The sequence below is a fragment of the Acaryochloris sp. IP29b_bin.137 genome, from assembly GCF_028285745.1.
GTDB lineage: Bacteria > Cyanobacteriota > Cyanobacteriia > Thermosynechococcales > Thermosynechococcaceae > Acaryochloris.
Window position 1 is genome coordinate 1 of the sequence record NZ_JANQOP010000232.1, and the last position, 26,375, is coordinate 26,375.

General features: G+C 48.8%; 22 protein-coding genes. 15 read left to right on the forward strand and 7 right to left on the reverse strand.

All coding sequences use genetic code 11. The annotated features are described in order from the left end of the window. Positions 1–52: 52 nt before the first annotated feature. Positions 53–622: a hypothetical protein gene (locus Q0991_RS16155; RefSeq protein WP_299490125.1), complete on the reverse strand. Its 570-nt coding sequence runs from the start codon at positions 620–622 to the stop codon at positions 53–55. 107 nt (positions 623–729) lie between these two features. On the opposite strand from Q0991_RS16155, the gene Q0991_RS16160 reads away from it, so the two are divergent. After that, positions 730–2,085 carry a hypothetical protein gene (locus tag Q0991_RS16160; RefSeq protein ID WP_299490127.1) on the forward strand — a complete coding sequence of 452 codons (1,356 nt, stop codon included), beginning with the start codon at positions 730–732 and terminating at the stop codon, positions 2,083–2,085. Positions 2,086–2,103: 18 nt separating this feature from the next. Here the strand turns inward: Q0991_RS16160 and Q0991_RS16165 are convergent, their stop codons facing one another. Continuing rightward, the gene (locus tag Q0991_RS16165; RefSeq protein WP_299490129.1) at positions 2,104–4,362 is read right to left on the reverse strand and encodes a DUF5682 family protein; all 2,259 of its coding nucleotides are present in this window, start codon (positions 4,360–4,362) and stop codon (positions 2,104–2,106) included. Between the two features lie 99 nt (positions 4,363–4,461). On the opposite strand from Q0991_RS16165, the gene Q0991_RS16170 reads away from it, so the two are divergent. Beyond that, entirely contained in the window at positions 4,462–5,220 is a 759-nt protein-coding gene (locus Q0991_RS16170) for an alpha/beta fold hydrolase (protein ID WP_299490131.1), read from the forward strand. 3 nt (positions 5,221–5,223) lie between these two features. Here Q0991_RS16170 and Q0991_RS16175 read toward each other — a convergent pair whose 3' ends face one another. The 3 genes from Q0991_RS16175 to Q0991_RS16185 all read right to left on the reverse strand — a co-directional run bounded on the left by Q0991_RS16175 (position 5,224) and on the right by Q0991_RS16185 (position 8,355). Then, a complete protein-coding gene (locus tag Q0991_RS16175) occupies positions 5,224–5,598 on the reverse strand; it encodes a VOC family protein (protein ID WP_299490133.1) in 375 nt (124 codons plus the stop codon). 496 nt (positions 5,599–6,094) lie between these two features. Further along, entirely contained in the window at positions 6,095–7,480 is a 1,386-nt protein-coding gene (locus Q0991_RS16180) for a hypothetical protein (RefSeq protein WP_299490135.1), read from the reverse strand. Between the two features lie 50 nt (positions 7,481–7,530). After that, positions 7,531–8,355: a class I SAM-dependent methyltransferase gene (locus Q0991_RS16185; RefSeq protein ID WP_299490137.1), complete on the reverse strand. Its 825-nt coding sequence runs from the start codon at positions 8,353–8,355 to the stop codon at positions 7,531–7,533. 446 nt (positions 8,356–8,801) lie between these two features. Here Q0991_RS16185 and Q0991_RS16190 point away from each other — a divergent pair, with 446 nt between their 5' ends. After that, the gene (locus Q0991_RS16190) at positions 8,802–10,118 is read left to right on the forward strand and encodes a diguanylate cyclase (RefSeq protein WP_299490139.1); all 1,317 of its coding nucleotides are present in this window, start codon (positions 8,802–8,804) and stop codon (positions 10,116–10,118) included. On the opposite strand, the gene pheT is transcribed toward Q0991_RS16190, so the two are convergent. Continuing rightward, positions 10,115–12,556: a phenylalanine--tRNA ligase subunit beta gene (gene pheT / locus Q0991_RS16195; protein ID WP_299490141.1), complete on the reverse strand. Its 2,442-nt coding sequence runs from the start codon at positions 12,554–12,556 to the stop codon at positions 10,115–10,117. The genes Q0991_RS16190 and pheT overlap by 4 nt on opposite strands. A 325-nt stretch (positions 12,557–12,881) precedes the next feature. Here pheT and Q0991_RS16200 point away from each other — a divergent pair, with 325 nt between their 5' ends. The 4 genes from Q0991_RS16200 (at position 12,882) to Q0991_RS16215 (ending at position 18,319) form a co-directional block, all read left to right on the forward strand. Then, positions 12,882–13,508, forward strand: a complete 627-nt coding sequence (locus Q0991_RS16200) for a Uma2 family endonuclease (protein WP_299490143.1) — start codon at positions 12,882–12,884, stop codon at positions 13,506–13,508. 280 nt (positions 13,509–13,788) lie between these two features. Beyond that, the gene (locus Q0991_RS16205; protein WP_299490264.1) at positions 13,789–15,171 is read left to right on the forward strand and encodes a serine/threonine-protein kinase; all 1,383 of its coding nucleotides are present in this window, start codon (positions 13,789–13,791) and stop codon (positions 15,169–15,171) included. 95 nt (positions 15,172–15,266) lie between these two features. Then, positions 15,267–16,676: a serine/threonine-protein kinase gene (locus Q0991_RS16210; RefSeq protein ID WP_299490145.1), complete on the forward strand. Its 1,410-nt coding sequence runs from the start codon at positions 15,267–15,269 to the stop codon at positions 16,674–16,676. A gap of 167 nt (positions 16,677–16,843) precedes the next feature. Continuing rightward, positions 16,844–18,319 (forward strand): DUF697 domain-containing protein, encoded by a 1,476-nt coding sequence (locus tag Q0991_RS16215; protein WP_299490147.1) that lies wholly within the window; start codon positions 16,844–16,846, stop codon positions 18,317–18,319. A gap of 9 nt (positions 18,320–18,328) precedes the next feature. Here Q0991_RS16215 and Q0991_RS16220 read toward each other — a convergent pair whose 3' ends face one another. After that, positions 18,329–19,615, reverse strand: a complete 1,287-nt coding sequence (locus Q0991_RS16220) for an ABC transporter substrate-binding protein (protein ID WP_299490149.1) — start codon at positions 19,613–19,615, stop codon at positions 18,329–18,331. A 266-nt stretch (positions 19,616–19,881) separates the two neighbouring features. Here Q0991_RS16220 and Q0991_RS16225 point away from each other — a divergent pair, with 266 nt between their 5' ends. From Q0991_RS16225 to Q0991_RS16260, 8 genes are all read left to right on the forward strand, one after another. Further along, the gene (locus Q0991_RS16225; protein ID WP_299490151.1) at positions 19,882–20,241 is read left to right on the forward strand and encodes a hypothetical protein; all 360 of its coding nucleotides are present in this window, start codon (positions 19,882–19,884) and stop codon (positions 20,239–20,241) included. A 559-nt stretch (positions 20,242–20,800) separates the two neighbouring features. Then, the gene (locus Q0991_RS16230; RefSeq protein WP_299490153.1) at positions 20,801–21,175 is read left to right on the forward strand and encodes a helix-turn-helix transcriptional regulator; all 375 of its coding nucleotides are present in this window, start codon (positions 20,801–20,803) and stop codon (positions 21,173–21,175) included. Positions 21,176–21,431: 256 nt separating this feature from the next. Beyond that, positions 21,432–22,226, forward strand: a complete 795-nt coding sequence (locus Q0991_RS16235; RefSeq protein ID WP_299490155.1) for a Tic22 family protein — start codon at positions 21,432–21,434, stop codon at positions 22,224–22,226. Next, positions 22,183–23,133 carry a peptide chain release factor N(5)-glutamine methyltransferase gene (gene prmC / locus Q0991_RS16240; RefSeq protein ID WP_299490158.1) on the forward strand — a complete coding sequence of 317 codons (951 nt, stop codon included), beginning with the start codon at positions 22,183–22,185 and terminating at the stop codon, positions 23,131–23,133. The genes Q0991_RS16235 and prmC overlap by 44 nt, the downstream gene beginning before the upstream one ends. A gap of 34 nt (positions 23,134–23,167) precedes the next feature. Further along, the gene (locus Q0991_RS16245; RefSeq protein WP_299490160.1) at positions 23,168–23,575 is read left to right on the forward strand and encodes a DUF2358 domain-containing protein; all 408 of its coding nucleotides are present in this window, start codon (positions 23,168–23,170) and stop codon (positions 23,573–23,575) included. Positions 23,576–23,586: 11 nt separating this feature from the next. After that, complete coding sequence (ald, locus tag Q0991_RS16250) at positions 23,587–24,684, forward strand: alanine dehydrogenase (RefSeq protein WP_299490161.1); 1,098 nt, start codon at positions 23,587–23,589, stop codon at positions 24,682–24,684. A 63-nt stretch (positions 24,685–24,747) separates the two neighbouring features. Next, on the forward strand, positions 24,748–25,575 hold the full coding sequence (locus tag Q0991_RS16255; protein ID WP_299490163.1) for an SDR family oxidoreductase: 828 nt from the start codon (positions 24,748–24,750) through the stop codon (positions 25,573–25,575). Between the two features lie 8 nt (positions 25,576–25,583). Continuing rightward, positions 25,584–26,339 (forward strand): hypothetical protein, encoded by a 756-nt coding sequence (locus tag Q0991_RS16260; RefSeq protein WP_299490165.1) that lies wholly within the window; start codon positions 25,584–25,586, stop codon positions 26,337–26,339. The last annotated feature ends 36 nt before the right edge of the window (positions 26,340–26,375 follow it).

Below are 26,375 nucleotides of genomic sequence, written 5' to 3' on the forward strand. Positions count from 1 at the left end.
CAACTCACATCTAGGATGGAGACATTTTGCTGTCCACTGGTGAGGAAATTGCTCAAGCATCCTGACTTTCTCTCTGTCTAAAGTGATAAAAGAGGGATACACCTGAAGTTGGGGAATAAGCAGCTCCATTGACTACGAAATATCTCTGTTCTGATTGGGGCTGAAATTGCTCTACCCTGCGAACAGCAACCCCTCCTTCCAGTTCACCCCGATACTGTTCGATTCGGTTGATAATGTTGACTGCTTGTTCTGGGGTGTGAGCAATGGACCCTTGAGCATCAGTATTTGATTTCACAAAGTCTTTGATAAAGTAAGCGTCCCAGTTCAAAGTAGAGATTTGTTCTAAATAGTTGGAGCCTTTTTCCAGAAATACCGTTTCTGGGGTGAGATCAGTACAGGCTGAGTACCACTGTTTGAGATGGTGGCATAGGGCATAGTCTGCGGCTGAAGTCACTGGAATCCCCCCTCTCTTGCAGATGAAATCGGTAAATTCCTGATAGGCGGTGACATTAAACATCCAGCCACGATATAAAACCGTTTCGCCAGACTCAATTCGGGGGCGCGGTTTAAAGTCTCCCAGACTCAAATCATCATAGGCAAACAGAGACACAGGGATTCCCAATTTTTGAACTCCACAAATTCATCCGTAAAAGGCTGATCGGGTTCTTTGGGTTCCAGGGGATTGCAGGGATACAGAATTCTCATAGCAACGTTCGAGAGCAATTTTCTATGGGTGGTGGTGCTTCAGGGAGTCATAGAATCCAGAGGTCCCATCACATCGCGTACTTTTGGGCAGAAGACTGGATTGCAGGGAATAATCAGCTTATCAGATGCATTAACAGCAGCTTTGGTAACGGCCATTTCTTCAGTTCAACTGATGGCACTTTAGTGATGCAAAACGATAGATTTATTGATTTACCAAGTATTCGGCAACATTTTCCCCGCGCAATCGCCTTACCTGAGCGACTGGTGGAGTTGTTGACGTTTCTCAAACAAAAATATCGCTACTACCACTGTGATGAAGAGCCACTCTTAAAAGGAGTATTCTTTGATGACTATTACATCAAGAACGGCAGCGATCTAGCTAACCATTTCGGTATTTTTATGCTTAGCAGCATAGGAGATAGGGTTGGATATTGGTTTTATGAAGATTGTCATCCTGAAAATGCACCTATCGTAATCATTCATGAAAGCGGAGGCTTAGTTCTTGCCAACTCATTAGAAGAATTTTTAGAAAGACTGATACAGGATACTTTTTGGGATTATTGTTGTCGATCTGACCTTGAGACTGATCCGAATAATGGCTGGATTGATGAAGTCGATATATGGCTACAAGAGGTTGTGCAAATCACACCTAGAACTCGTGAAGAACTCCTCTTTGATCCAAGTAACAATCACCCCGATATCTGGGATTGGTTGGATCAAAAACATGTCCAACAGCGTGAAAAAGTCGCGCCGTGGGAAGAAGATCTTACACACCAGATCGCCGATATTATGTCACCATACCTCCCTACAGAATCTTCACTCAGCGATTTTGAAATACAAATTGCAGGATCTTGTTTTGAAATACATCGTGGGTGCAGTAAAAGGGGCATCGAACATGCTGGGGCATTGGAACCGCTGATTCGTGAATTCAGAGAGCGGCGTAGTCAAACTCACCCAGAGAACAAACGATGGTTTGTGGTCTACCTTGATCTTTTTAGTTCCGGGATTGTGAATATATATGGCGATTTTGATGATGTTCCGTCTTTCCGGCAGGTCAATCCTACACTGCAAGATTACATCGATGATTTGCGATTAGAGTCGCACACAAACCCATGGATTTCCAGAGATCTCAATCTCGAAGTGTTGAGACTTTCTTTGGTGGAAGGTTGTCATGCAACGTTCATTCAGGCTTATCCACACCTGATTCAGTTTGATTCAGACGATGACCAATCTTGGAGTCAATATGGAGATCTGTTGTTTAAGTTCAAATACTATGAGGCTGCCATCTCAGCCTATAACAGTGTTTTAACAGATGATCCCAACAGGCAAGATATCGTAGATAAACGAGAACAGACACAACAAGCCCGTCGAAACCAATAGCTCACCGCATTACAAAGCCTATGATTTGGGTGCAGACATTCCAAGGAGTTGGGCAACGAGGGGTAAAACCTTTTCGGCGCGATCGCAATCCAATACTTCCGATTCCCAGCTCTGTAGTCCAGTGCCTACCGTCCCTTGCGTCACTCGTTCTCCCATCTGCCGTCGCTCGGCTGCGGGAAAAGTTGAGAAAGTTCGCCGCAACAACGGTAATAGCGTCACAAAGGTATCCGGTGCCAGTTCGCACACCCACTGATCCAGGACCTGCCAAATATCTTGATCGTGGAGCAACAACAGGCCACTGCCTTTGAGGAAACCTTCAATCCAGGCAGCAGCTTGGGTGGGTTCTGTGGCTAGGGATAAAGCCAAGCCCAACTGTTGGGCCGCTCTTGACGGTTCAAATTGCCCTCCATCTAGCAGTAACCGACAGCAGCGACCGCCCAGCAATCCATGTAAACTCTCGCGATTCACCAGCTGCTTCAACACCATCCACCACATCTGTTGATGGTCCTGATTTTGGAGCAAATTAATGGCACTGTGGGTTGCCATAATTTGCTTGTCCATCATGGCCGCTGCTTCATCATCCAAGGAAGCACAAGCCCCCGGTAAGCCAATACAGATGCGAGTGACTAAGCCATCCACCACATGGGCTACCACCTTCGTATCTGTTTGGCGTACATCCCGATACCGGAGGATTTGAGCTAAGGGCGGTAGGGCCGACATCAGATGCACCACATCGCTAGCCACTGCCGCTTCTGCCTGTAAGCGCGTCATCAGTTTGGTAATGGCTTCGGCAAGATCGGCCAGCAGCACTTTGTCTAACAGCTCCGTTAGCTCAGGCAGATGAGCGGCGTTTTCGGCCAGATCATAGGTATAGGCGGTCGTGGCCGCTTCAATCGTATTACCCCACTGGCCTGCTTCAATCAGGGCAATTTCAAACTCAGGCTGCCATTCCAAGGTCCAGGCTTCTTTAAAGGTTCCTTTCCCCCGACTATAGGTAGAGCGGCCCCAGGGAATCCCTAATAAATTGAGACGATGTAAGAGATGAGATCGCAACAAATCATTCGGCTTCCGCAAATCCAGCGCCAGCTCTTTGGATGTCACCTGGGGTTTAAGGCGCAGCTTCTTTTGCCAACGCTGTAAATCCACCTGCAAGGGCACCATCGGCGTATCGTCCGGGACTTGACCCATGCGATCGCTAATAATCAATTGCTCGTGAATTAACTGCAACGGCAGTTCCTCCCCAAAGCAGAGGACGGTCTGGGCCGCTTCATTCAGTTCGGGCAATCCGGGGGTTGGGCAGTCCCGCAACGCTGCTAGGGAATTGGCCAGTCGTACTGATTCAATGACGCTAGCGGATGATGCATCTATATCGGCCTGGCGCAGCAATCGGGCCACATGGGTGAGCCAGCGGACGGTGGGTTGATTCGATGCGGTCCATAAATGGTGATACCAGCCTGGTGAGGCAATTCCCGCGCCATAGCCACTACGATCTGCCAGTCGTTCGTAAGTCCAGGGAATCCAGGTTGCGGTGACCTTCAGCTTAGGTAAGCCTTTGAGCAAAGCCGTATCCTGCTTAGCTGGGGGGAAGGGTTCCGCCAAAGCAGGGGTATGCCAAGCGCCACAGACAATGGCAATTTTCTTATGCCCCGCTTTTTTCGCCTTTCGGATCGTTTGCCGCATATAGGCTTCCCGCAGTGCTTCTCGGTAGTTCCGAGGATGCTTTAAATCGGGTGGATGGTCCTGTTCGACCGCCGATCGCAACGCCGTCATTGCTTCGACAATGAGATCGGTCGTTTCGGACCGCTGTTCCACCATCCGCTCCCACCAACGCTCGCTATCGCTATAACCAGCCGCTTGGGCTAACCAAAACAGCGGGTCATGCCGGATCTCTGGCAGCGCATCTGAAGACAAATCATCCCCGCTGTCTGCTTCTGGCGATTCACTTGGCTGCTGACGCAGGGCCAACTGATGGGTCTGGGGCAAATCCATCCACTGCACTGGGATTTGCTGGTGAAGGCCATAGTCCAACGCCTGCCATTCAGGAGAAAAGACGGCAAAGGGATAATAAACCGCTTGCTGAGGTTGGTCTGGCGCATAGATCAAAATAGCAACGGGGGGCTGCATGTCTGGATTCACCATCTGCCCGATGACTCCAGCCGTATCCGGTGGTCCCTCCACCAAAATCAGATCAGGTTTCAGATGTTCTAAGCTCTGGCGCAAACTCCGGGCTGAGCCAGGTCCATGATGACGAATTCCAAACAGGTGCAATGTAGACATTGATAACGAACAGCTTTAACAGAGCCAGCCATATCCACAGTTATCCCCATGGCATGACCGCTTCTCTTGGCTATGTGAAATCATATACTGAGCATCATCATGTCATCAGAATCAATGTTGTCTGCTGAAGTTGGGTTATGGATGATTCATGGCAATCTCCAAACGCCTAAAGTTTGGCATCCCCTGCAAACTCAACTTAGTCAAATAGCCTGTCCAGAGCACAGCCTATCCATTGTCCTAGAAGATCTATGGGCAAGTCCAGGAGTATCTTTGCAGGATTGGGCCACACTGTTTTGTCAACGAGTCCAAGCTCAAAATATCAAATCCCGTTTTCTGCTGGGGTATTCCTTGGGAGGGCGGTTAGCGTTTCATGCCCTTCTGCACCGATCAGAATTATGGCAAGGAGCCATTATTGTCAGCGCCGATCCAGGGTTGGAATCGGAATGCGATCGCAAACTCTGTCTCGCCAAAGATCAGAAATGGAGCCATAAATTTCTGCATGAACCTTGGGATGATCTATTGCAGGAATGGAACGCACTCCCTGTCTTTTGTGGCCGCAAGCCTACTTATCCAGTGCTAGAAGCAGATTTTTCTCGTACCCAAATTGCCGAAGTATTCCAGAAGTTTTCCAAAGGTCATCAATCCGATCTATTGCCGCATCTACAAAAGCTAAAATTCCCGATTCTGTATATTTCGGGAGAAGAAGATACCAAGTACTGCCAAATCGGTCAGACTTTAGCGGATGATTGCGATAATCTCACCCACCTCAAAATTGCCAATGCTGGGCATCGCGTTCCTTGGGAGAATCCTGAAGTCTTTTTCCTCACCGTACATCAATTTTTAGAACAGCATCAGTAAGACTTACCCGGGTATCGCAAAAAACGTTAGACAACCCCCCACTGGATCATAGACAACAAATTCTTTCGGTCCCCAGGGTTTTTGCTCCAGTTTTTCTTGCACAATACTTTCATCTTTCGCTTCATACTCAGCAAACAGTTGGTCAATATCGTTGACCTGAATTCTCAAACTGGTGGGACTTCCCAAATTCTGATAGCTGTTTTTACAGAGGTAGATAACCGCCGCATCTCGTTGGACGATGGCAAGCCTGAGGGGATCGCCTTCGCGGTGGATGACTTTAAAGCCAAGCTTCTGTTCGTAGAATGCGATCGCAGGTTCAATCTCCTCTCCCGCAGGGACTAGAGGATGGATAAGACCTAACGTTGGCGATGAACTCATCCGTTTTTTACTCCACTGAAATCCGTGAATATCAAGGTCAAATCAGCATTAAGTATTATTGCTTAGCTTTTTCAATCGGCAGCACCGATCCCTTAAACATGATAGAACGGGGAACATGCTGAATCTTAACGCCCTTCTCGACTTTTCCCGATGCAACTGTGTCGGCATCTGTGCATTCCTAGTCCCCATTAATATTCTCGCCACTGCCTTGACCGTTGTGCAGGTCAGCCGAAATCATTCTCCACGACTGATTCACCTTAATATTGGATTCGCCAGTTTAGCTGCAGTTCTTTTGGCCTTGCACGATCTGTCATGGCTGATGATCGGTGTGATTATGGCTCCCACCTATATTTTGTTCACCATTGCTCTGGTCTGTCTGAGTTTCAATGCTTGGGCAGGATGCCATCCTCACAGCATGAGACAACTCGTTTTGACCCTCATAAACTATTGCCAGAAAGGACTAACCATGGTGTGGCCTCCGTTTATACCCAACCCTCTACTGCAGTTGGATCCCATCCCCCTCAATCGCGCTGTAAATATCCGGCGATACCAATCCCAACCAGGGATCAGAACTCGGCGTCAGAAACAATTCGGCATACACTTTTTCATTTAACTGGTCAATCGTTCCCGTCCGATTAGCCTCCACAAACCACTGATGGAGACGCGAGTGCAACAAATACTCGTTGCGAACCGTATCAATTGCCATTGCCTGCTCAAAGTTTTGCACCGTTTTTGCCAATTGCTCGGGGGCACGGTAGGCCGTATGCTTACTGCGCATTAAGGATTTACTATTCTCATCCAAACGAGCCAGATCGGCATGGAATCCAGCTAATTTTCCCCAAGTCTGTGGTTCCGTTGCTTGATCAAGCTGAGTTCGGTTCTGGTTTGCCAACATAGACAGACTCATGGCAGAAGACACAAGAGGGATTTCAACCATGGCTTTACCCACAGCGATGGGAGCAGCATCTATTGCGGTGGGCGCATTGCTGGTTGGCAGAGTCTGCAAGGCAGGAACATCCTCGATCCCTGCTGTTTGTAAATTCTGAACCCAAGCAGATTGAATAGCTTCCAACCGCCTCTGATGATAAGTTTGCAGCGCTTGTTGGCGATCGCTCTCGTTGAGGTTGGCTGTTTGTTGCCAGAGTTCATCAGCTCGCTGTAAATGTTGCAGAAAGGCTTGGGGACCATAGAGCCCAGGCAAAGCTTCTATCGGCTGGCCGTCTGCATTCAAAACGTAGTGAATACTGTTGCCGGTCACGGTGCGTTTAATCTGGCGACCATCGCCAAAATCGATGGTCATCACCGGGGCAGGTCGCACCGACTGCCAATGCAAGACAAACCGATCGCGTAAATATTGGGAGACCTGAGCGTTGGGATACAGCGCCACTCGGAAAAACCGACTATTCGCACAGCTCAGTTCGTCATCTAAATTCCCCAATAACCGCAAAGACAATATGGGTTTATTGCTGGCTTTAGCTGCCGCCTGCGCTTTGGCGAAATCCGTATGCCAGTATAGCTGGGATGCATGACAATCGCGCTGTTTGCATAACGCATCCAATTGTTTCCGCAAAGTCGGTGTAGGTAGACCAGTGGTTGCCTTTAACTCCTGGGCATGGTCTTGCAAAAAACGCTGCAGTCCGGCAGAACCTTGTGATCGCAACTGGGCAATCTGCTGGGAGAGGTTTGTTGGATCGCCCGCAGTGTCTTCCGGTTGTAAAACCGATATAGGTCCATTCGGGATAGCAGATTCAGCCAATGCGGATTGCGCCCCTAGCGCAATTCCGATACAAACCAATATCCACTGAACTTGCACGCGCATCGCTTGAAAACTCTCCTGCCCGAATCTTTGTCCCATCTTGGCATGTCCATTCTCAGATGTCATGGGTGGGGTCACTTCATCAGAGGAGGTGGGCTGACGCAAAAATGAGTTGCCTAACTGATCGGAACAGAATCGGCTTCAAAGAACATCAAATGTTGCTGTGGTAAAAGTTTTTTTGTCTCTTGCCACACTAAGCCCACGCTCTGCATCTCTTTGCGGACCTGTTTTTGCGTCATCTTATGTAACGGCTTAATCATCACCAAAGGATTTTCGGCCCGATACTCCGCTAAAACGACTCTGCCACCTGGCTTTAACGCTTTAACAATGGAAGTCATCATTTCATGAGGGAAGGCAAACTCATGATAGGCATCTACCATCAGCACCACATCCACACTGTTCTCCGGCAAGTTGGGGTTTGTTTCGGTTCCCAGAATGGGCTCTAAATTGTCGACCTGTCGTTCTTCCTTGAAATAGTTAAGGATTTCTATCATTTCGGGCTGGATATCCACGGCTAGAACCTTGCCGTCTGTCAGCAGAGGTGTCATGCGAAAACTCATATACCCTGTCCCAGCTCCGATATCCGCCACCACATCGGTCGGGTTTAAGTTCAAAGCTTCAACTAAGCGACGGGGTTGTTCGCTACTCGCTCGCCCGGATCGTTCCAGCCATCCCGCACCTTGATGCCCCATAACCTGGGCAATCTCACGCCCCATGTAAACTTTACCAATCCCATCCAGACTAAACCCTGATTTTTCTTGGTAAATAGCAGGATCAGTATGGGCAACCCCTGCAAGCGCTTCAGCACGGCTGGCCCCTAAACTCCATAGAACACTGCTAAACAACCATAACCCTGCTAGTAGCACGACCAACCGGGATTGGGAACGACACCGCTCACCCAGCGGAAGAAGGTTAGAAAAAATGCAAGGTTTTGCTGCCATCTGTTCTCCAAATCATCCAGTGCTGATATTGCTAATAGCCTAGCGTGACGATATTAAACCTGCCTGTGTGCCAGGACTTTATTGCCTTCAGGTACCCGACCTCTGGGCGTTTGTTGTCTGAAGGAGACCCCACCTGACCTCTAAATTTCTCTGAATAACGAGTCATCTGGGTAAACCAATCTTTATAATTGATGGGTATCAATATCAATAGGTAATTGTTGGTCTATCGAACCACTGGCTGCTTCAAATTTCGTGGAATTATCTTGATTTCGAATTATTTGATGTGAAACTGGTCATTGAAACACCATTTTATTGTTTAGAACTAGTTATACATTCCCTTTCCCCCCTCTTCGCGATCGTTGTGCATAAGGAGAATTTAGTGTTATCGCTAAGTCGAGGATCTACTTTGCTATCTCAGCGGGCTATTTATTCGGGGCTTGTCTAATTTGCAGCGATTTCGAAAGCTAACATTCTGGTTGTATCGACGGATAGCACTGATCCTTGTGCTGCTGTTATGCGTGGGTACGGGTGTCGCACTATCTGGGACCTTCGAGTTGTCGGCGGATTTAGTGGATGCTCAAGCCCTACAACATGCTCGTATCTCTGTTCATACCGTTAAGGAAGCTTGGTTTTTATATAGTCAAGCGGTCGTTGGTCGTTTGGATAATGTCGATAATGTCACCGTTAGCCCTGAGTATCACCATATTAGTGGCGGTATTCCGGTGCCCGCCACCTATACGATTGAATTGGGAGAACGGGTCAGTAAATCTGAGAAAGGTTTATCTTTTCGCTTGTTTAGTAATTATCCGTTTCCGAATCGCCAGGGGTCGGGTGGTCCGCAAAATTTGTTTGAGCAGGAAGCACTCAATTATTTGCAGCAACATCCCTCTGATTTCTACTATCAAAAAACAAAGGAGCAAGGCCAACTCTTATTTCGCTATGCAGAAGCGATTCAAATGGGATCGAGCTGTGTTAAATGTCACAACACTTGGCCTGGCAGCCCGAAAACGGATTGGCAAGAGGGCGATATACGGGGGGTGATCGAGATTACTCAGCCTATCGATGCTTTTGTTGCCCAAGCCCAAGCCGGCTTGAAGAGTATCTGGAGCACCTTAATTATCATCGGCTGCTTGGCGGTGATGAGTCTAATTCTGGTGATTAGTTATCTCCAAAATACCAACCAAATTTTGCAGGCCAGAGTGGCAGAAAAAACATCTGCGTTAGCCCGCCTGGCTCATCTAGATAGCCTGACGGAGTTAGCCAATCGACGGTGTTTTGATCAGGTGCTGGAGCAGGAATGGCGGCGGATGGAGCGCCAACAAAGACCGCTGGCCTTGATGATGTGTGATGTCGATTATTTCAAACGCTTTAATGATTCCTATGGTCATCAGGCAGGGGATCGATGCCTCCAGAAGATTGCCCATGCCATCAATGCAAATGTTAGGCGTACAGGGGATTTAGCAACCCGTTATGGTGGCGAAGAATTTGCGGTAATTATGCCAAATACGGATCATCGACAGGCCTGTATTGTGGCTGAGAAAGTCCAACGGGCGATGCTCGATCTGGAAATTGAGCATTGCCAGTCTGAGATAGCTGACCATGTCACCCTTAGTATTGGCGTGGCTAGCACCATTCCTCAACCGATTTATCATCCTACTCACTTAGTTCAGGTGGCGGATACGGCGTTGTATGAGGCTAAGGTCAATGGCCGCAATCAAATCATTGTGAAGCTACCCGATACCTTGGAAAGCCAGCCGACCTAGCTTCGGAGGCTGACATTGAACTGTTTTTCCAGGGCGTCACGAACCTTTTGGTGAATGGGGTTCACTTCCTCGTCGGTGAGGGTGCGATCGCACGCCTGATACAACAAGCGAAATGCCAAACTTCGCTGCCCTTCCGGTACATGCTCTCCCTGGTATTCATCAAACAGTTCAATATCCGTGAGCAAAGACTGCTTACGACCGCCTGCTGCCTTGCGAATGACTTTTTCAATCTCGGCAACGGTGACCTCTGTAGGGATAAAGAATGCCAAATCGCGATCGGCGGCAGGATAAGTGGAGTAGGTAGAAAACAGCGTCGCCTTTGTCTGCAGGCGGGCGAGCTGCTCTAGCAGTAAATCTAGATTCAGCTCAAAGACATAGACTGTCGGCAAGTCTCGCTCCTGCTGTACCTGAGGATGAATCTGGCCGAAATAGCCAAGCTTCGCTCCCTGAGAAACTAGAGCTGCCGTGCGCCCCGGATGGAGCCGCTGATCAGGACAATCAGATTGAAAGGTCACTGATAAGCCTAACTGGCTTAGCACTCGCTCCAATAATCCCTTAGCTTCAAACCAAGTCATGGCATAGCCTTGATTGGCGGTGCGCATCCATTTGCCTTGGGCGGGGTCGCCCCCCAGGATACCCGCAATGGCCCGAGCTTCTTTTAGTTTTTCGCCCTCTTTCCAGAACACTTGACCGACTTCAAAGCCATTGAGTGCTCCATTGCCCTGCTCCCAATTCCGCTGACAGGCATTCAGCAGGCTAGTCAGCATTTCCGTGCGTAGAGCGGAGAACTCTACTAACAAGGGATTCACTACGACCACTTGGTCATCCCCCCCAGGTTTGACCCAGGAATAATGGATCAACTCCGTTAGCCCTACTGCTCGAAAGGCTTCTCTGAGTTTACGAGCCAGGGCATCCTGACTGGATAGGGTTCCTAACTCAGTTTTCGCAGGTAAGGTTTCACAGAAATTGTCATAGCCATACAGTCGAGCAATTTCCTCTACCAAGTCAATCTCCCGCTCAATATCACTATGGCGATGGGGAGGGACCTTGACGGTCCAGGTCTCCGGTCGATCTGTGGGGGTTGCGTCGAAACTGAGAGATTTGAGGATTGGCAGAATATCTTTGGCGGTTAAGTCTGTGGGTTCCCCTTTCTTGCCTTTGACTTTACCCAAGACATGATTGACTCGATCCAAACGCAGCTCAATGGACCGATCCAAAGACTTACGATGGTCGGCTCGCTGCTGGGCAACTACCTTGGCTCCTGTTAAATCCACCAACAGCTGCAAGGCATGCAGGCAGGCGGTTTCTAGTTGAGATTCATTTACCCCACGCTCGTAGCGGGCCGAGGCTTCACTGCGGAGGCTTTGGCTACGAGCCGAGCGCCGAATGGTTAGAGAGTTGAATAGCGCAGCTTCCAGGACTAAGCGAGTACTGGTGTCTTTGACTTCTGTGTCTTCACCTCCCATTACGCCCCCTAACGCTACCGGCTGATCATTAGCGGTAATCACCAGGGTTTGTTCCTGCAGCTTGCGCTTTTGGCTATCTAGGGTCGTGAGGGTTTCCCCAGATTTGGCGAGACGTACGCCTAAAGTCAGAGGTTTCTTCTTTGCTAAAGCATTCAGGGAATTTGCGTCAAAGGCATGAAGGGGCTGTCCCCACTCCAGCAGAATGTAATTGGTAATATCCACCACATTATTAATGGGGCGAGTGCCAGCGGCGATTAGTCGCTGCTGCAGCCAGTCTGGAGAAGGGGCGATAGTGACGTCTTCCAGCACCGTGGCGATATAGGCAGGGCAGGCTTCGGCATCAGCTAACTCCACCTTGACATCTTTGCCAGAGGGAATATCCAGTTTGGGGGTAGTTGGCAGTTTTAGCTTGGCCCCCGTCAGCGCTGTGACTTCACGGGCGACCCCCACCATACTCAGAGCATCGGCACGGTTAGCAGTAGAGGTCAGATCTAAGATGACGTCATCTAACCCTAGGAGGGGACGGACATCATTTCCAACTGCTACCCCATCTGTTTCAAAGCTATGGATGCCATCAATCTCGCTTTCTAAGCCCAGCTCGGTAAGGGAGCAAATCATCCCAGCAGAGGGCACGCCTCGGAGTTTAGCTTTTTTGATTTTTAAGTCTGGTGTGGGTAAGTAGGTGCCTAAGGTCGCGACAGGTACATACAGTCCGGCTTTGACGTTGGGGGCACCACAGACAATTTGGGACGGTTCTGCTTCACCAATATCAACGGTACAAACGCGTAGTTTATCGGCATTGGGATGGGACTCACAGGTGAGCACTTTCCCCACCACAACGCCGTCCGCCCAAGTGCGTAAATCTTCAATGTCCTCAACTTCAAAACCAGCCAGAGTAAGTTGTTCTGCCAAATCTTCGGGTGACAGATCGATATCGACTAGGTTCTTAAGCCAATTGAGAGAGATACGCATAAATTTGGTGCTATTTGAATAAGAGCGAGGCAGTTCGAATCAAGGTCTAGCCTAGTGTACGAACTGAGATGATCAACTACAGATCAAAAAAATAAGCTGATTGAAATCTACATCGCAGCGATTCCCTCAGCATGACGTTATGTCACAGTCTCTATTGTGCGGTAATCGAATCACAGAGTGCAAACATTCTTCTAAGTGGATAGATCTTCGCAGTGTTAACCATTTGATGTTGATGATCAGGCTGACGATGATAAGGCTAGGTTAGCTCCACTCGCCACAGAGTCGATTTGGTAGGCTTGAGTCATTGATTGGGCTAACTTGACCTATGACGATTGCAGTTGATCAATCAATTCAACAGAAGCCACTTAGTTTTGATGAGTTTCTTGCTCAGTATGGCGGTGATAACCGCTATGAGCTGATTGATGGAGAAGTCTTTGATTTGGAACCCACTGGGCTGCATGAGGAAATCTCAGCGTTTATCACTGCTAAGCTTTGTGTCCAGATTGACGTCATCGGTTTACCTTGGTTCGTCCTCCAACGGGGACTATTGCGTCCTCCTAATACTGAAATGACGGCATTTCGACCTGATATTGCAGTTGTAGATCGAGAAGAACTAATCAACGAGCCGTTTTGGTCTGAGCAATCCATCCTCACCCTAGGCAACTCAATTAAATTTGTGGCAGAAGTCGTGAGTAGTAATTGGCAGAATGATTATGCTCGCAAGGTTGAAGACTACGCAACTTTAGGTATTGCCGAATATTGGATTGCTGACCATGCCGGATTAGGGGGTGTTCGCCATATAGGTAAGCCCAAACAGCCCACGCTCTCCATCTGTACCCTTGTGGATGAGGAGTATGAAATTCGGCAATTTCGTAACAATCAGACCATTGTTTCACCCACCTTCCCAGACTTAAGACTAACGGCTGAGCAGGTGCTGATGGCAGGGCGTTAGCACTGCTCAAACTTATCTATATTTGATATGAGATGGATAACTCATCGCTGAAGCCAAGGTTACGAAAGTCACGTTGCTCACCTCTGTTGAGATGTGACTCTTGTATCAATTGATCTAAACAATCAAACCCCAACTTCTAAATTTATTAGGTGCAAGAAGCGGAATTTATAGGTATAAGAATCAGCGTCTATTGCTGATTCAATTCATCATATTGAAGCCCCATCTCTGCAAGAGCTAGTACCTATGCGGGCAACCTGATGTTATGTCAGTTAACAACGTTATGTTTGAGCAATCCCATCGCCAGGCCGGAGATTTAATCGCCGAACGATATCGCCTTCTTTCTGTGCTGGGTAAGGGAGGCGCTGGCATAACCTATGCCGCAGAAGATATCTATACCCATCAGGAATTTGCTCTTAAAGAACTCTCCCTAAAGGGCATGGGGGATTGGAAACAGCTAGAACTGTTTGAACGAGAAGCCAAAGTCTTATCTCAACTGGATCATCCAGCCATCCCCAACTATATTGACTACTTCCAAACCGATACGGACGAAGATCGGTGGTTCTATATTGTTCAGGAATTAGCACCCGGTCAATCCCTGGCAGACTTGGTGAAAGAAGGATGGCGGGCTAGCCAAGCTGAGGTGCGTCAGTTAGCCTTACAGATTCTGGACATTCTGAAATACCTACATGAGCTAACCCCACCGATTATTCATCGGGATATTAAGCCGCAAAATATTATCCGCAGTGAGGAGGGGCAGATTTACCTGGTAGACTTCGGGGCGGTGCAAAATGTCTATCGCAATACGATGGTGGGCAGTACCGTCGTGGGGACTTATGGTTATATGGCTCCCGAACATTTCCGAGGGAAAGCCGTTCCTGCTACCGACTTATACTCTCTAGGGGCAACGCTGTTATTTCTGCTCACCCATTGTTCGCCTGCCGATTTGCCTCAAAAGCGACTAAAGATCGATTTTCGTGAAGCCGTTCAACTCAAACCTCATTTTGCAGACTGGCTTGATCAACTCTTAGAACCTGCTGTAGAAGATCGGTTGGTCTCAGCCCAAGCAGCGATTGATGCGCTTCAAGCACCTCCACAACGGGCGCAACCCACATCCATTACCCCACCTAAAGTCAAAACCCTGCGCCGACAACCGATGGGCAGTAAGGTTAAGCTGCAACGAACGAGGACCCATCTAACCGTTGATATTCCCCCCATTGGTTTACGAGGAGAAACCCTAGGGATTGGATGTTTTGCCTTGTTTTGGAATGGATTTATTTTTGTCTGGACTGCAGGTGCTTTGGCGGCGGGTGCACCTTTCCTATTTCCCTTATTTTCCATTCCGTTTTGGATTGTGGGTCTAGGCATGGCGGGAGCAACCATTTTCGGGATGGCGGGCCGCACTTATCTTGAAATTAATCCTCAGGCATTTGAATTGGTCTGGCAAGTGAAGTCTTTGGGAATTCGATATCGTCGCAGTGGCCGAACGGAGGACATCGAAGGAATTAAGCTGACCACGGCTTATACTAGTAATGATCGGCCTGTCAAAGGCTGCACCCTGTTGGAAGGCGTTAACACCCACAAATTCGGCACCATGCTTAGTCCCAGCGAAAAAGCTTGGTTAGTGGAGGAAATAGGAGATTTCCTGATCTCGCAGCAACACTGAGCAGGTGGCACCGAAACGGCCAGTTGTTCGAGATCACCAACTGATTGCTTGAGTCAAGACAGAATGGAAGCATGACATTTCCGACAAAGAGATTCATGCTGGAGCAGCCCTTTCATCAAACGGGTGACCTGATTGCGGAACGGTATCATGTGCAATCCGTTCTAGGTCAAGGTGGATCGGGCGTCACCTATGCTGTGGAAGATGTCCATACTCATCAGCAATTTGCTTTAAAAGCGCTGTCTCTCAGAGGAATTTATGACTGGAAACAGTTAGAACTATTTGAGCGGGAAGCTAAAGTTCTAGCGCAACTCGATCATCCAGCCATTCCTCAGTACATCGACTACTTCCAAACCGACACAGCAGGGAATCGGTGGTTTTATATTGTTCAAGCACTAGCCCCAGGCACATCACTTGCTGACCTTGTGCAGGATGGATGGCAAGCTAGCCAAGCTGAAGTGCGTCAGTTGGCTGTGCAAATTCTAGGCATTCTGAAATATTTACATGAGTTAACCCCACCGATTATTCATCGGGATATTAAACCGCACAATATTATCCGTAATGAGGATGGCCAGATTTACCTGGTGGATTTTGGAGCGGTGCAAAATGTCTATCGCAATACGATGGTAGGTAGCACGGTGGTGGGCACTTATGGCTATATGGCTCCTGAGCATTTTCAAGGGAAAGCGGTCCCGGCGACGGATCTCTATTCTTTGGGGGCAACCCTCCTATTTCTCCTGACGCACTGTTCTCCTGCCGATCTACCCCATCAGCGCCTGAAGATCAATTTCCGCAAAGCCGTGCAACTCCAGCCAGATTTTGCCGATTGGTTAGACCATATGCTCGAACCTGCCGTGGAAGATCGCTTGACCTCGGCCCAGGAGGCATTGGCGACATTAACCCAGCCCTCTCCCACCCGCCCCAAATCGTTATCTCAAAGAAAAAAGGAAGTGCTGCGGCATCAGCCTAAAGGCAGTAAGATTCAACTCCAGAGAACGCCATCCCAACTGATGGTTGACATTCCCCCCAGTGGGTTACGGGGCAAAACGCTGGGGATTGGCTTGTTTGCCTTGTTTTGTGAAGGCATTGCATTGGCGATCGCAGCCAGTATTGCCACCAGTATGTTCAATGGCCAAATCCCACCTTGGATTGCCATCTTCGCCGTTCTGCCCTTCCTGACGACGGGATCTGCCCTTATGATGGCCGTTTGGTTTGGACTGGCTGGGCGTATTCACTTGCAGATAGATCCCCAGCAGTTTCAGCTGCAGTGGCAAATTGAACGTTTTGGCCTCCGCTATCGCAAAAAAGGCAGCACCCAGGCACTAGATGGCATTAAATTAACGACGGCCTATAAAAGTAATGACCGTCCGGTAGCAGCCTGTACTTTGATTGAGGGCGATCATATTCATCAATTTGGCACGATGTTAAGCTTACCGGAAAAAGAGTGGCTGGTCCGTGAGATTAGTGACTTTTTAGGGGGGCAGCAACGTCAAAGATCATCGGCCTAAATGCTTGAGCCGTTGATGGGTGAGCTTACCCTGCTGTCTAAAGGGGGATGTCAGACCCTTACAGAAATTTGTGAAAACTGAAGTGAAGCGTTCAGGAGTCCTGAAGATCGACCTGATAGCGCTACCCTAGAGATCACGCGAGGAGCGGTATTCTCCATTCATTCTTTATGAACTCCGGTTTTCCTAACCCCTACGCCTTTGAGCATTCAGATCCAGAGACTTTAGAAGCTGAACTGGACCAAACGATTCAGGATTTTGAGCAGATGCAGGCAGAACTGGGTTACCAGCAAGCCCACTCTGCCCTCGAAACCTTAGTGGAGAAACTCGATCTCTCTCCCCGCGAGCGGGCTGGACTGGAAACTGAAATCAATTCCTTGCAATCCATGCTCGACAAGCTGGAAAAGCAGGTGGTTCATATCGCCGTGTTTGGCATGGTCAGTCGGGGCAAATCCTCCCTTCTCAATGCCTTGTTAGGACAGTCCGTGTTCGCGACCGGACCCGTGCATGGGGTGACGCAACAGAGTCAGCAGGCGAGCTGGTTTGTGGATCAAGAATCCGGCGAAGATGCCATTCGCGTTTCCTTGCAAGGAGTAGGGCAATCTCGGATTGAGCTGATTGACACCCCTGGAATTGACGAAGTCGATGGCGAAGTGCGAGAGCGTCTCGCTCGCCAAATCGCTCAGCAGGCCGATTTGATTTTGTTTGTAATTGCCGGGGATATGACCAAGGTGGAGTTTGAGGCGTTATCGGAGCTGCGGCAAGCTAGTAAGCCTATCCTGCTGGTGTTCAATAAAGTGGATCAATATCCCGAAGCCGATCGCAACGCCATTTACGAAAAAATTCGGGATGAGCGGGTCCGGGAGTTACTGTCTGCTGATGAGATTGTGATGGCCTCGGCAGCTCCCCTGGTCGCTCAAGCCATTCAATACCCCGATGGTCGATTAGGGGCAGAGCTAGTGCCAGGACCGCCCCAAGTTCAAGATTTAAAGCTGAAAATACTGGAAGTGCTGGAGCGGGAAGGTAAATCTCTGGTGGCCCTCAACACCATGCTTTATGCCGATGATATTAACGAGCAGTTGATTGAGCGGAAGATGCGGATCCGCGATCGCAGTGCCAATCAGATTATTTGGCGTGGGGTGATGGCAAAAGCGGTCGCTATTGCCCTTAATCCTGTCACTGTCGTGGATGTGCTGAGTAGTGCCGCCATCGATATTGCCATGATTTTGACCCTGTCGAAACTCTACGGCATTTCCATGACCCAGAAAGGAGCCGTGGATTTACTGCGAAAAATTGCCCTGACGATGGGCGGTGTTGGGGCGACTGAGCTGCTAACCACTCTGGGGCTCAGTTCTCTCAAAGGTCTACTCAGCTTGGCCGCACCTGCGACAGGAGGGGCGTCATTGTTACCCTATGTTTCCGTTGCGGTCTCCCAAGCGGCTGTGGCAGGCGTGTCTTCCTATGGTATTGGCGAAGTCACCAAACGGTACTTGTTCAATGGGGCTTCCTGGGGACCCAATGGTCCGAAAACCGTCGTCAACGAAATTCTCTCTTCTTTGGATCAGACCACAATTCTCAATCGGATCAAAACCGAACTCAAGGACAAACTAGAGCCTGCGGGTGAATCTACGGTTGAAGAGGGTTGAGTTCGCAATCTACTCAGTGGTTTGAGCAGCATCTGACCCCGTAATTGCGATAGTGTCGCTAACGGTCAGTTGGCCTTGCTGATCAATGGTCCAAATATCATAACTCCCGGTGACATCCCCTTGAGGGTTTAGATCGACCGTGCCACTGGCACCTTGATAGTTGATGGTTTTGCCGTCGCGCAACAGGGCTAAGGCTTCACAAACATCCGTCACTTCTTCCCCGGGAGCATTGGCGACGGCTTGGAGCTGGTCCCGAATGCCAGGTCCCGTCGTCTCTTTTGCCGCCTCGGCAGCTAAAACGATTAAAGCGGCAGCATCCCAAGTATTGGGGTCAAAAACGCTGGGCTCTCGTTTAAAAGCAGCTTGATATCGTTTCTGGAAGGCTTCTAGGGCAGGACCACCAGCGCTAGGAGCAGTTCCCAACATGCCATCTACAATATAGTTACCCTGCGCGTCTTTGCCTACTAGCTCGGCAATATTGGCCTCTTTCATCCCATCCGTTGTCATCAGTGCTGTTTTCCCGTCTAGCAACCCCAACTCTTGGGCTGACTTAAGAATTAAGCTGCCTGTTTCGGGATAGGCCACCAATAGAACCGCATCGGGCTGCCCCTTAAAGACCTGATTCACCTCTGAATCAAAGGTGGAGGTGTTGGGATCATAAAATGTCGGACTGGCCTCATTCGTGATTGATCCACCCAAGGCTTTGAACGCAGGAATAAAGGCAGACACTAAGCCGTTGCCATAGTCGTTATTGATGGCCAGAATTGCAACGGTCTTAAACCCTTTTTGCTTTGCCAGTTGTGCGAGGGCTTGGCTTTGAAAGGTATCTGGAGGCGCAGTTCGAGCCCAAAATCCCTTAAATTCCCCTGTTTGAGATCTTTCTGTAAACACAGGACTGGTGCTAGCCGGGGAAATTTGGACCACTTGGTTGCGAACCGCAATTGGCAGGGCCGCACTGGACGAGGCGCTTGAAGCTGCCCCCACCACGCCGACGACTTTATCCGCCTCGACTAATTTGGTCATCGCCTGAGTCCCTTGGGCAGGATCGGTCTGGGTATCTGCACTTACCAACGTCACGGGTTTGCCTAATACCCCTTCACAGGCATTCACCGTCTTCACCAGCAAGTCAGCTGTCTCTTGCATGGGGGTGCCATATTGCGATAAATCCCCTGTAATGGGCAAGAGTGTCCCTATTTTTAAGTCCTCTCCATTGGCGGAAGGTGAGGATAGTTGGCAACCCGTCAGAACCAAGCAAAGGCCAACAACCCACCCTGATAGTAAACGTTGCTGCTTCATAGCCAACCTTCCTGATTACCTCATCAACACATTCATTTGTAGGCAAACTCTACCGCCAGGCGTTTAATAACCAGCTTATTCGACCTCTTTCTGTTTCTCCTTTTCCTGCTACAAAGCTTTATCCAGACCGGGTATCTCGCTAAATAGCAAAAAGCTGAACGCCATCTTGAGTTTTGATTTTACTCGCATTCACCACATTTTCACTGAGGATTTGTATTCTAATACACAGTTTTATAGTGGGTTATCCCCTGGAGGCTCAGCAAAATATGAATATTAAAGCGATCACCGCTGCCAGTCTTGGATTATCCTTATGCTTCTCATCCATTGCATGGGCACAGTCTGGTCCTGATTCGATATCACCTAGCCCTGATTCGATTCCAGCCAGCCCTGCCCCCGATGGGTCTATGGCACCTGAAGTGCCGACTGAAGCCACCCCTTCAGAAGAAACGATTACTCCTGAAAGCACTTCTCCTGAAACGGGTTCACCCGACGCTAGCATTGGTGGTGTCGATAATGATGGCGCTAAATTAGTGTCCTGTGGCCCCAATGGTGCTGCAATTGTTACAGCATCCGTTCGCCCAGGCTGCCACTTACTTAAGGTGAACTCTGCCCCTGGGGTGAAATAGGGCAAAACAGTGATTAAAGCTGAGTTTTTAAGAATTCTTGTGGCCCATAAGACGTTAATCCAGCTTATGGGTTGTCTTGCTTGCCAAAACTCAGGTTTTTATATGCTATAAACCCAGTTTTACCCTCAGTCAATATTACTCAAAGGTGCAATCTTGAATAACTAGATTGCACCTTTGAGTCAGTCAGTGAGCTTGTATTCAAACCTGTTGGGTGATTGCTTTTTTAAAGTCAACAAAATTAACAAATAGAAGCCATAGTCTGCAAGATTCTTTACAGATTGGGGACTAAAGCCTGTTAAGGCCAGTACTCGTAAGGTCTCTGGAGAAAATTTTATTTATAAAAATAAATAATTAGAGTTGTTGTTCTTTTCATTACAAAAGTTTTTTTATACGTTCTAGTTTTTTCTAAGAAAATTCTAATTTTTTTCCTTGGAAATATTTGCTAGGGTGAAGATGTAAGGAAGTGATTTGATGAATTCTAGCTACTCGCCTATCCCCAACATCAATCGATAAACGGGCGAATTCGTAATCCATCTTATTTAGACCAAGGGGTATGACCATGAACGTCCAAGATATCTACCAGTACTTTAAAAATCCTCCTCCCATCTATATCACCAAGGAAGTGGCGGTTTGCTATATTTTGTCGGTGTTGCTCGAAGAAGGGGATTCCTATGGCACCGCTCTCCTCAAGTATATTCGGGCCAACCATCCTCCCTATCGCATTTCTGACACGGTGTTATATGCCGCTTTGAACTTCCTGATTGATGAGGCCATGTTGAGTGGATATTGGCAAAACGAATCAGGACGGGGGCGCCCTCGTCGAATGTATCAAGTGGCAGACGGACGGGAAGAGGATGCCCAACAATTGGCCCAGTTGTGGCACAACTTCTTGGGTAAAAGTGGTGAGCCATTAAAGTCCCTAGTGTTGAATTAATACCCCGGCTCTTCTGTACTATGCAATGTTTGTGGCTGGAACCAACTGATGGTTCCAGCCGTCTTTGTTTGAAGTGTGGAAATCAATTGATTATCATCACCCAATCCATAACTTGACAGACGGGTGATCGATGTTAAGGTTTAACTTTACTGCGTCCATACTCAAGGCATATCTGCAAACGCTTGAGGTGAAAACATCGGGTTTGCTTAAACTCATTGATGTCTATTTTTACTGAGCAATTCGTTTAAGAGGGGCTATGAAAGGATTAATTCGCTGGGGTTTGATATTTAGCTTAGCGGGAGGCGGCTTAGTAGGCCCCTCGCTGGTGCGACAACAAGCTGCGATCGCAATTCCTGAAGCGGAAGCTGTTAAGCGCTTAGAAACGGTTCCCACTTTTGCCGTCACCGATGAGAAAGGATCGCCCGTTTTAGCGGCTGTGCCCAATCCCAAGGACAAGAGCAAAAAAATCCAAGTTGCTACCTTCTTTATGAGCCAAACTGATGCTCAGAACTTGGTCAACAATTTAAAGGCAAATAAGCCAGAAATTGGGAAGGCGGCTAGGGTGACCTTGATTTCCCTCCGTGATGCTTATGAAATCACCAAGAAGAACAAGGATAAACAAGATCAGCTCGTTTTCCAGTTTGTCCCCAATAAAGAGCAAGTCGATTTTGCCAAGGCTATCCTCAAGCAGGAAGGCCAAGACGTCAAACAGTTTCAAGGTGTCCCCATGTTTTTTGCAATTGGGGGTAAAGAGAAAGGATTGTTGACGATTGAGCAGGGCAAAGAGAAGATCATTCCCTTTTACTTCCGCAAACAAGATTTGCAAGTGATGATCGATCAACTCAAAAAGCAAAAGAATCCCCTCAGTAATACGGCTAAGATTCAGGTGACGTCTTTGGATCGACTGGTGGGTTCTTTGTTTAAGTCTGAAGATGCCACTGCGAAACAAATTATGCTGATCCCAGCTCGAGATGCCTTAGAGTATGCGGTTCAGCAGCAGAAGAAAAATGGTGCTCAGCCCAGTGCAGCCCCAGCAGCGCCCAAAAAGTAACCCTTTCAAGGTCTCGGGTCAGAGACTTTGGCAATGGTATCAATCCGCGATCGCAGATCTGTCTCAAGACCAGTTGCGATCGCGTGTTGGTTTAAAGCAGGAACTGGATTGGTTGCTGTTAGAAGTTTCTGATTTAAATCCCCTAGATTTGAAATTAGCCCCTGCAGAAACGCAATGGGTTCAGATGCAGGTGCCCTTAGAGGTGTTACAGCAGCTTTGGCAGCAACGACTGGCTGAGAATATTCCGGTTCAACATCTGACCGAAACGGCCCATTGGCGTCAGTTTCATCTGCGGGTGTCGAAGGATGTCTTAATCCCTCGCCCCGAAACGGAATTGCTGATTGATTTAGCAGTGAATGCCGCTCAACATTCGGCTCGTTTAGAACAAGTGAAGTTATGGGCCGATCTGGGCACCGGGAGTGGGGCCATTTCATTAGGACTAGCGACGGCTTTTCCACCAGCAATGGTTCATGCCGTTGACTGTAGTCAAGCAGCTCTAGCGGTTGCCCAACACAATAGTCAGACCTATGGACTACAAGATCGAATCCACTTTCATTTAGGACAGTGGTTTCAACCTTTAGCGGGGTTGGAAGGCCAATTCTCTGGGATAGTCAGTAATCCTCCCTATATCCCAACGAAGATTTTACCGACGCTGCAGCCGGAAGTGTTTGAGCATGAACCGCATTTGGCCCTGGATGGGGGTGTGGATGGGTTGGATGTGATTCGAGAGATGGTTGCGATCGCACCCCAATACCTCCAACCCGGTGGTGTATTGCTTCTAGAAATGATGTGCGGGCAAGCGGAGGCCGTTAAAGCACTCCTAACTAGCCAGGGGCAATATAAACAAATCCAAATTCATCTAGATTTAGCGGGTATTCCCCGGTTTGCCCAAGCCTATCGAATATAAGTTACGGTTCGAATAGAGGCATTCAGTAACAACCATGACCATTTTGGAGCGACTGCAGGAAGATTACGACCGTTTCCCGGAGAATCAGTCTTTTGATTTATACGCGGAAGATGTGTACTTCAAAGATCCCCTCAATCAGTTTTGCGGGGTTGCCAAGTATCAGGAAATGATTGGCTTTATCCAGAAGTGGTTTATCAATACCCGCATGGAAGTGCATGGAATTGAGCAGCAAGACAACGAGATTCACACCCGATGGACTTTATATTGGCAAGCGCCATTCCCCTGGAAACCGCAGATGGCCATTACGGGCCGTAGCGAACTCATCCTCAACGATGCAGGTTTAGTTTGTAGTCATATTGATTATTGGGATTGTTCGAGATTCTCGGTGTTTAAACAACTGTTTTTCCCAGTTGCATCGTCTAACCTTGAGATAGGCGGTTAACGAGGTGGGGTATGGAAGTCGGTGTGCCGAAGGAAATTAAGGATCAAGAGTTTCGAGTTGGCCTCAGTCCCGCTAGTGTGCAAGCCTTAAGCCAACAAGGTCATCCAGTTTTTGTCGAAACCAATGCGGGAGTCGGCGCAGGTTTTCCGGATCAGGATTATCTGCAGGCTGGGGCCAAGATTGTGTCCTCTGCCGAGGAGGCCTGGAACCGTCAGCTAGTCGTCAAAGTGAAAGAGCCCTTGCCCGCAGAATATGGTTTGTTGCAATCCGGGCAAATTCTATTTACCTACCTCCATCTAGCAGCAGATCGTGCATTGACCGAGCAATTAATGACCGCAAACGTGAGTGCGATCGCCTACGAAACCGTAGAAGTTACGTTACCCGATCGGATTTCGTTACCCTTACTGACCCCCATGAGTGTGATCGCCGGTCGCCTCTCGATTCAGTTTGGCGCGCGGTTTCTAGAACGACAGCAAGGTGGACGAGGGGTTTTGCTAGGGGGTATTCCGGGTGTTAAACCGGGCAAAGTCGTTATCCTTGGCGGTGGCGTGGTGGGAACAGAAGCGGCGCGCATTGCTGTGGGTATGGGGGCTCAAGTTACAATTTTAGATATCAATGTGGAACGGCTCTCGTACTTAGAGACTCTGTTTGGTTCTCGGGTCGAGCTGCTCTACAGCAATCCTCGGTATTTAGAACAAGTTCTACCGACTGCAGATCTCTTAGTTGGAGCGGTATTGGTCCCTGGTAAGCGGGCTCCCATTTTAGTCTCCCGTCAACTCGTCCAGAAGATGGTGCCAGGTTCGGTGATTGTGGATGTCGCGGTCGATCAAGGCGGCTGTATCGAAACCCTACATACTACCTCCCATACCGATCCAGTCTACGAAGCGGAAGGGGTTCTCCATTATGGCGTTCCTAATATGCCTGGTGCAGTGCCGTGGACAGCGACCCAAGCCTTAAATCACAGTACGTTCCCGTTTGTAGCTAAACTGGCGAACGATGGTTTAAAAGCCCTCGAGCAAGATACAGCGTTGCAAAAGGGATTGAATGTTGTTCAACAGCGCTTGGTTCACCCTGCAGTCCAGCAAGTGTTTCCCGACTTGGTCGCCTAAATCAGCTCTGGGAGAGCGGCTCAAAGGTATGCTGAAGGAGAAGTCTTGATTGTGCGCTAACCTATGTCCCAGTCTGGTGAATTAAATCCTGATGCTGATCTGGTCTTAGTCGCTGGGGCGACAGGTGGTGTGGGGCAGTTGACGGTAGGAGAACTGCTGGCCCAAAACATCAAGGTGCGAGTGTTAGCCCGCAGTGCCGATAAAGCGCGGCAGATGTTTGCCGATCAAGTGGAGATTGTGGTGGGAGATACCCGAGCGGCAGAAACCCTCCCAGCGGTGATGCCCGGTGTGACCCATATTATTTCCTGCACGGGCAGCACGGCTTTCCCTACCGCCCGATGGGAGTTTCGAGCCGCCTCAACTCGGTGGGAATGGTTTAAGCGATATGCTAGGCCGAGCTATTGTCGCGCGCAAGCGGATAACAGCCCTGAAAAGGTGGATGCGGTGGGTGGGCAGAATTTGGTTGATGCTGCACCTCAGGATTTAAAGCGGTTTTTGCTGGTGTCGGCTTGTGGCATTGAGCGCAAAAATAAGTTGCCGTTTAGTATTCTCAATACCTTTGGGGTCTTAGATGCCAAGCTGGTGGGTGAAATAGCCCTTCGCCATTCAGGATTGCCCTATACGATTGTGCGTCCTGGCCGCCTGATTGATGGCCCCTATACGTCCTATGACCTCAATACACTTTTGAAAGCGAAAACGGAAAGTCGCTTGGGCATTGTTGTTGGTACGGGAGATAAGCTATCGGGAGAAACGAGTCGGATTGATTTGGCGGCGGCTTGTGTGGCTTGTCTGCAGAATCCCCACACGGTGGGCAAGGTTTTTGAAATAATGAGTGAGGGGGTTCGACCTAGCACTATTGACTGGAACACTTTATTTTCGCAACTGGTTTAGCTCCCACAATGCAGCGTGTCGCTCAGTTTTTTTCGAGACAACCCCCTCTAACCCATAACATCTTGAGTATTGGCTTTCGGGGCGCTGGGAAAACTGTATTTCTGGCAGGGAGTTATACCTCTTTACACTTCAACCGCAAAAAAGCTCGACTCCACCAAGAATGGTTGGATTGCCAAGATGCAGAGTCTCATCAGAAGATGGACCAACTGCTAAACTACATCACCCAAACCCATCAGTATCCGCCGCCAACGTTAAAGGTCACGGATTTTAACTTTAGTGTTAAAGTTCGCACCCTCTGCGGCGTTAAGACCCGTTGCCATTTGCATTGGTGGGACATTCCAGGGGAGTTTTGTCAGCCCAATAATGCCGACTTGCAGTTGTTACTGTTTAGTTCCCATGCCTGCTGTCTACTGATTGATGCCCCAGCCTTTGTCAATGACCCTCCCTATCAGCAGAGGATTGAATCAGTTATGCAACAGTTGGCGCAATTCCTCCCTCAATCTCAAGCCAATCGTCCTCATTACCCTTTGGCTGTGATTTTAACCAAATTTGATTTACTGCAAACGGAGCTGAGTCGGGGACAACTGAAACAACAGCTTAAACCCTTTGTCCAGGATTTGCGCAGCCGTCAGATTAACTCCCACGGCTTCACCTCTGCCATTCCACTGATTTCTTTTGGAGCAAGTGTGACGTTGCATCCCCAAGGTACGGGTGCGCCTTTTCGGTGGCTGATCGCTGAATTGAAAAAAACTGAACAGCGATGATGGCGTGGTGCTAACGAGGAGGGCTAATTCCCGTTG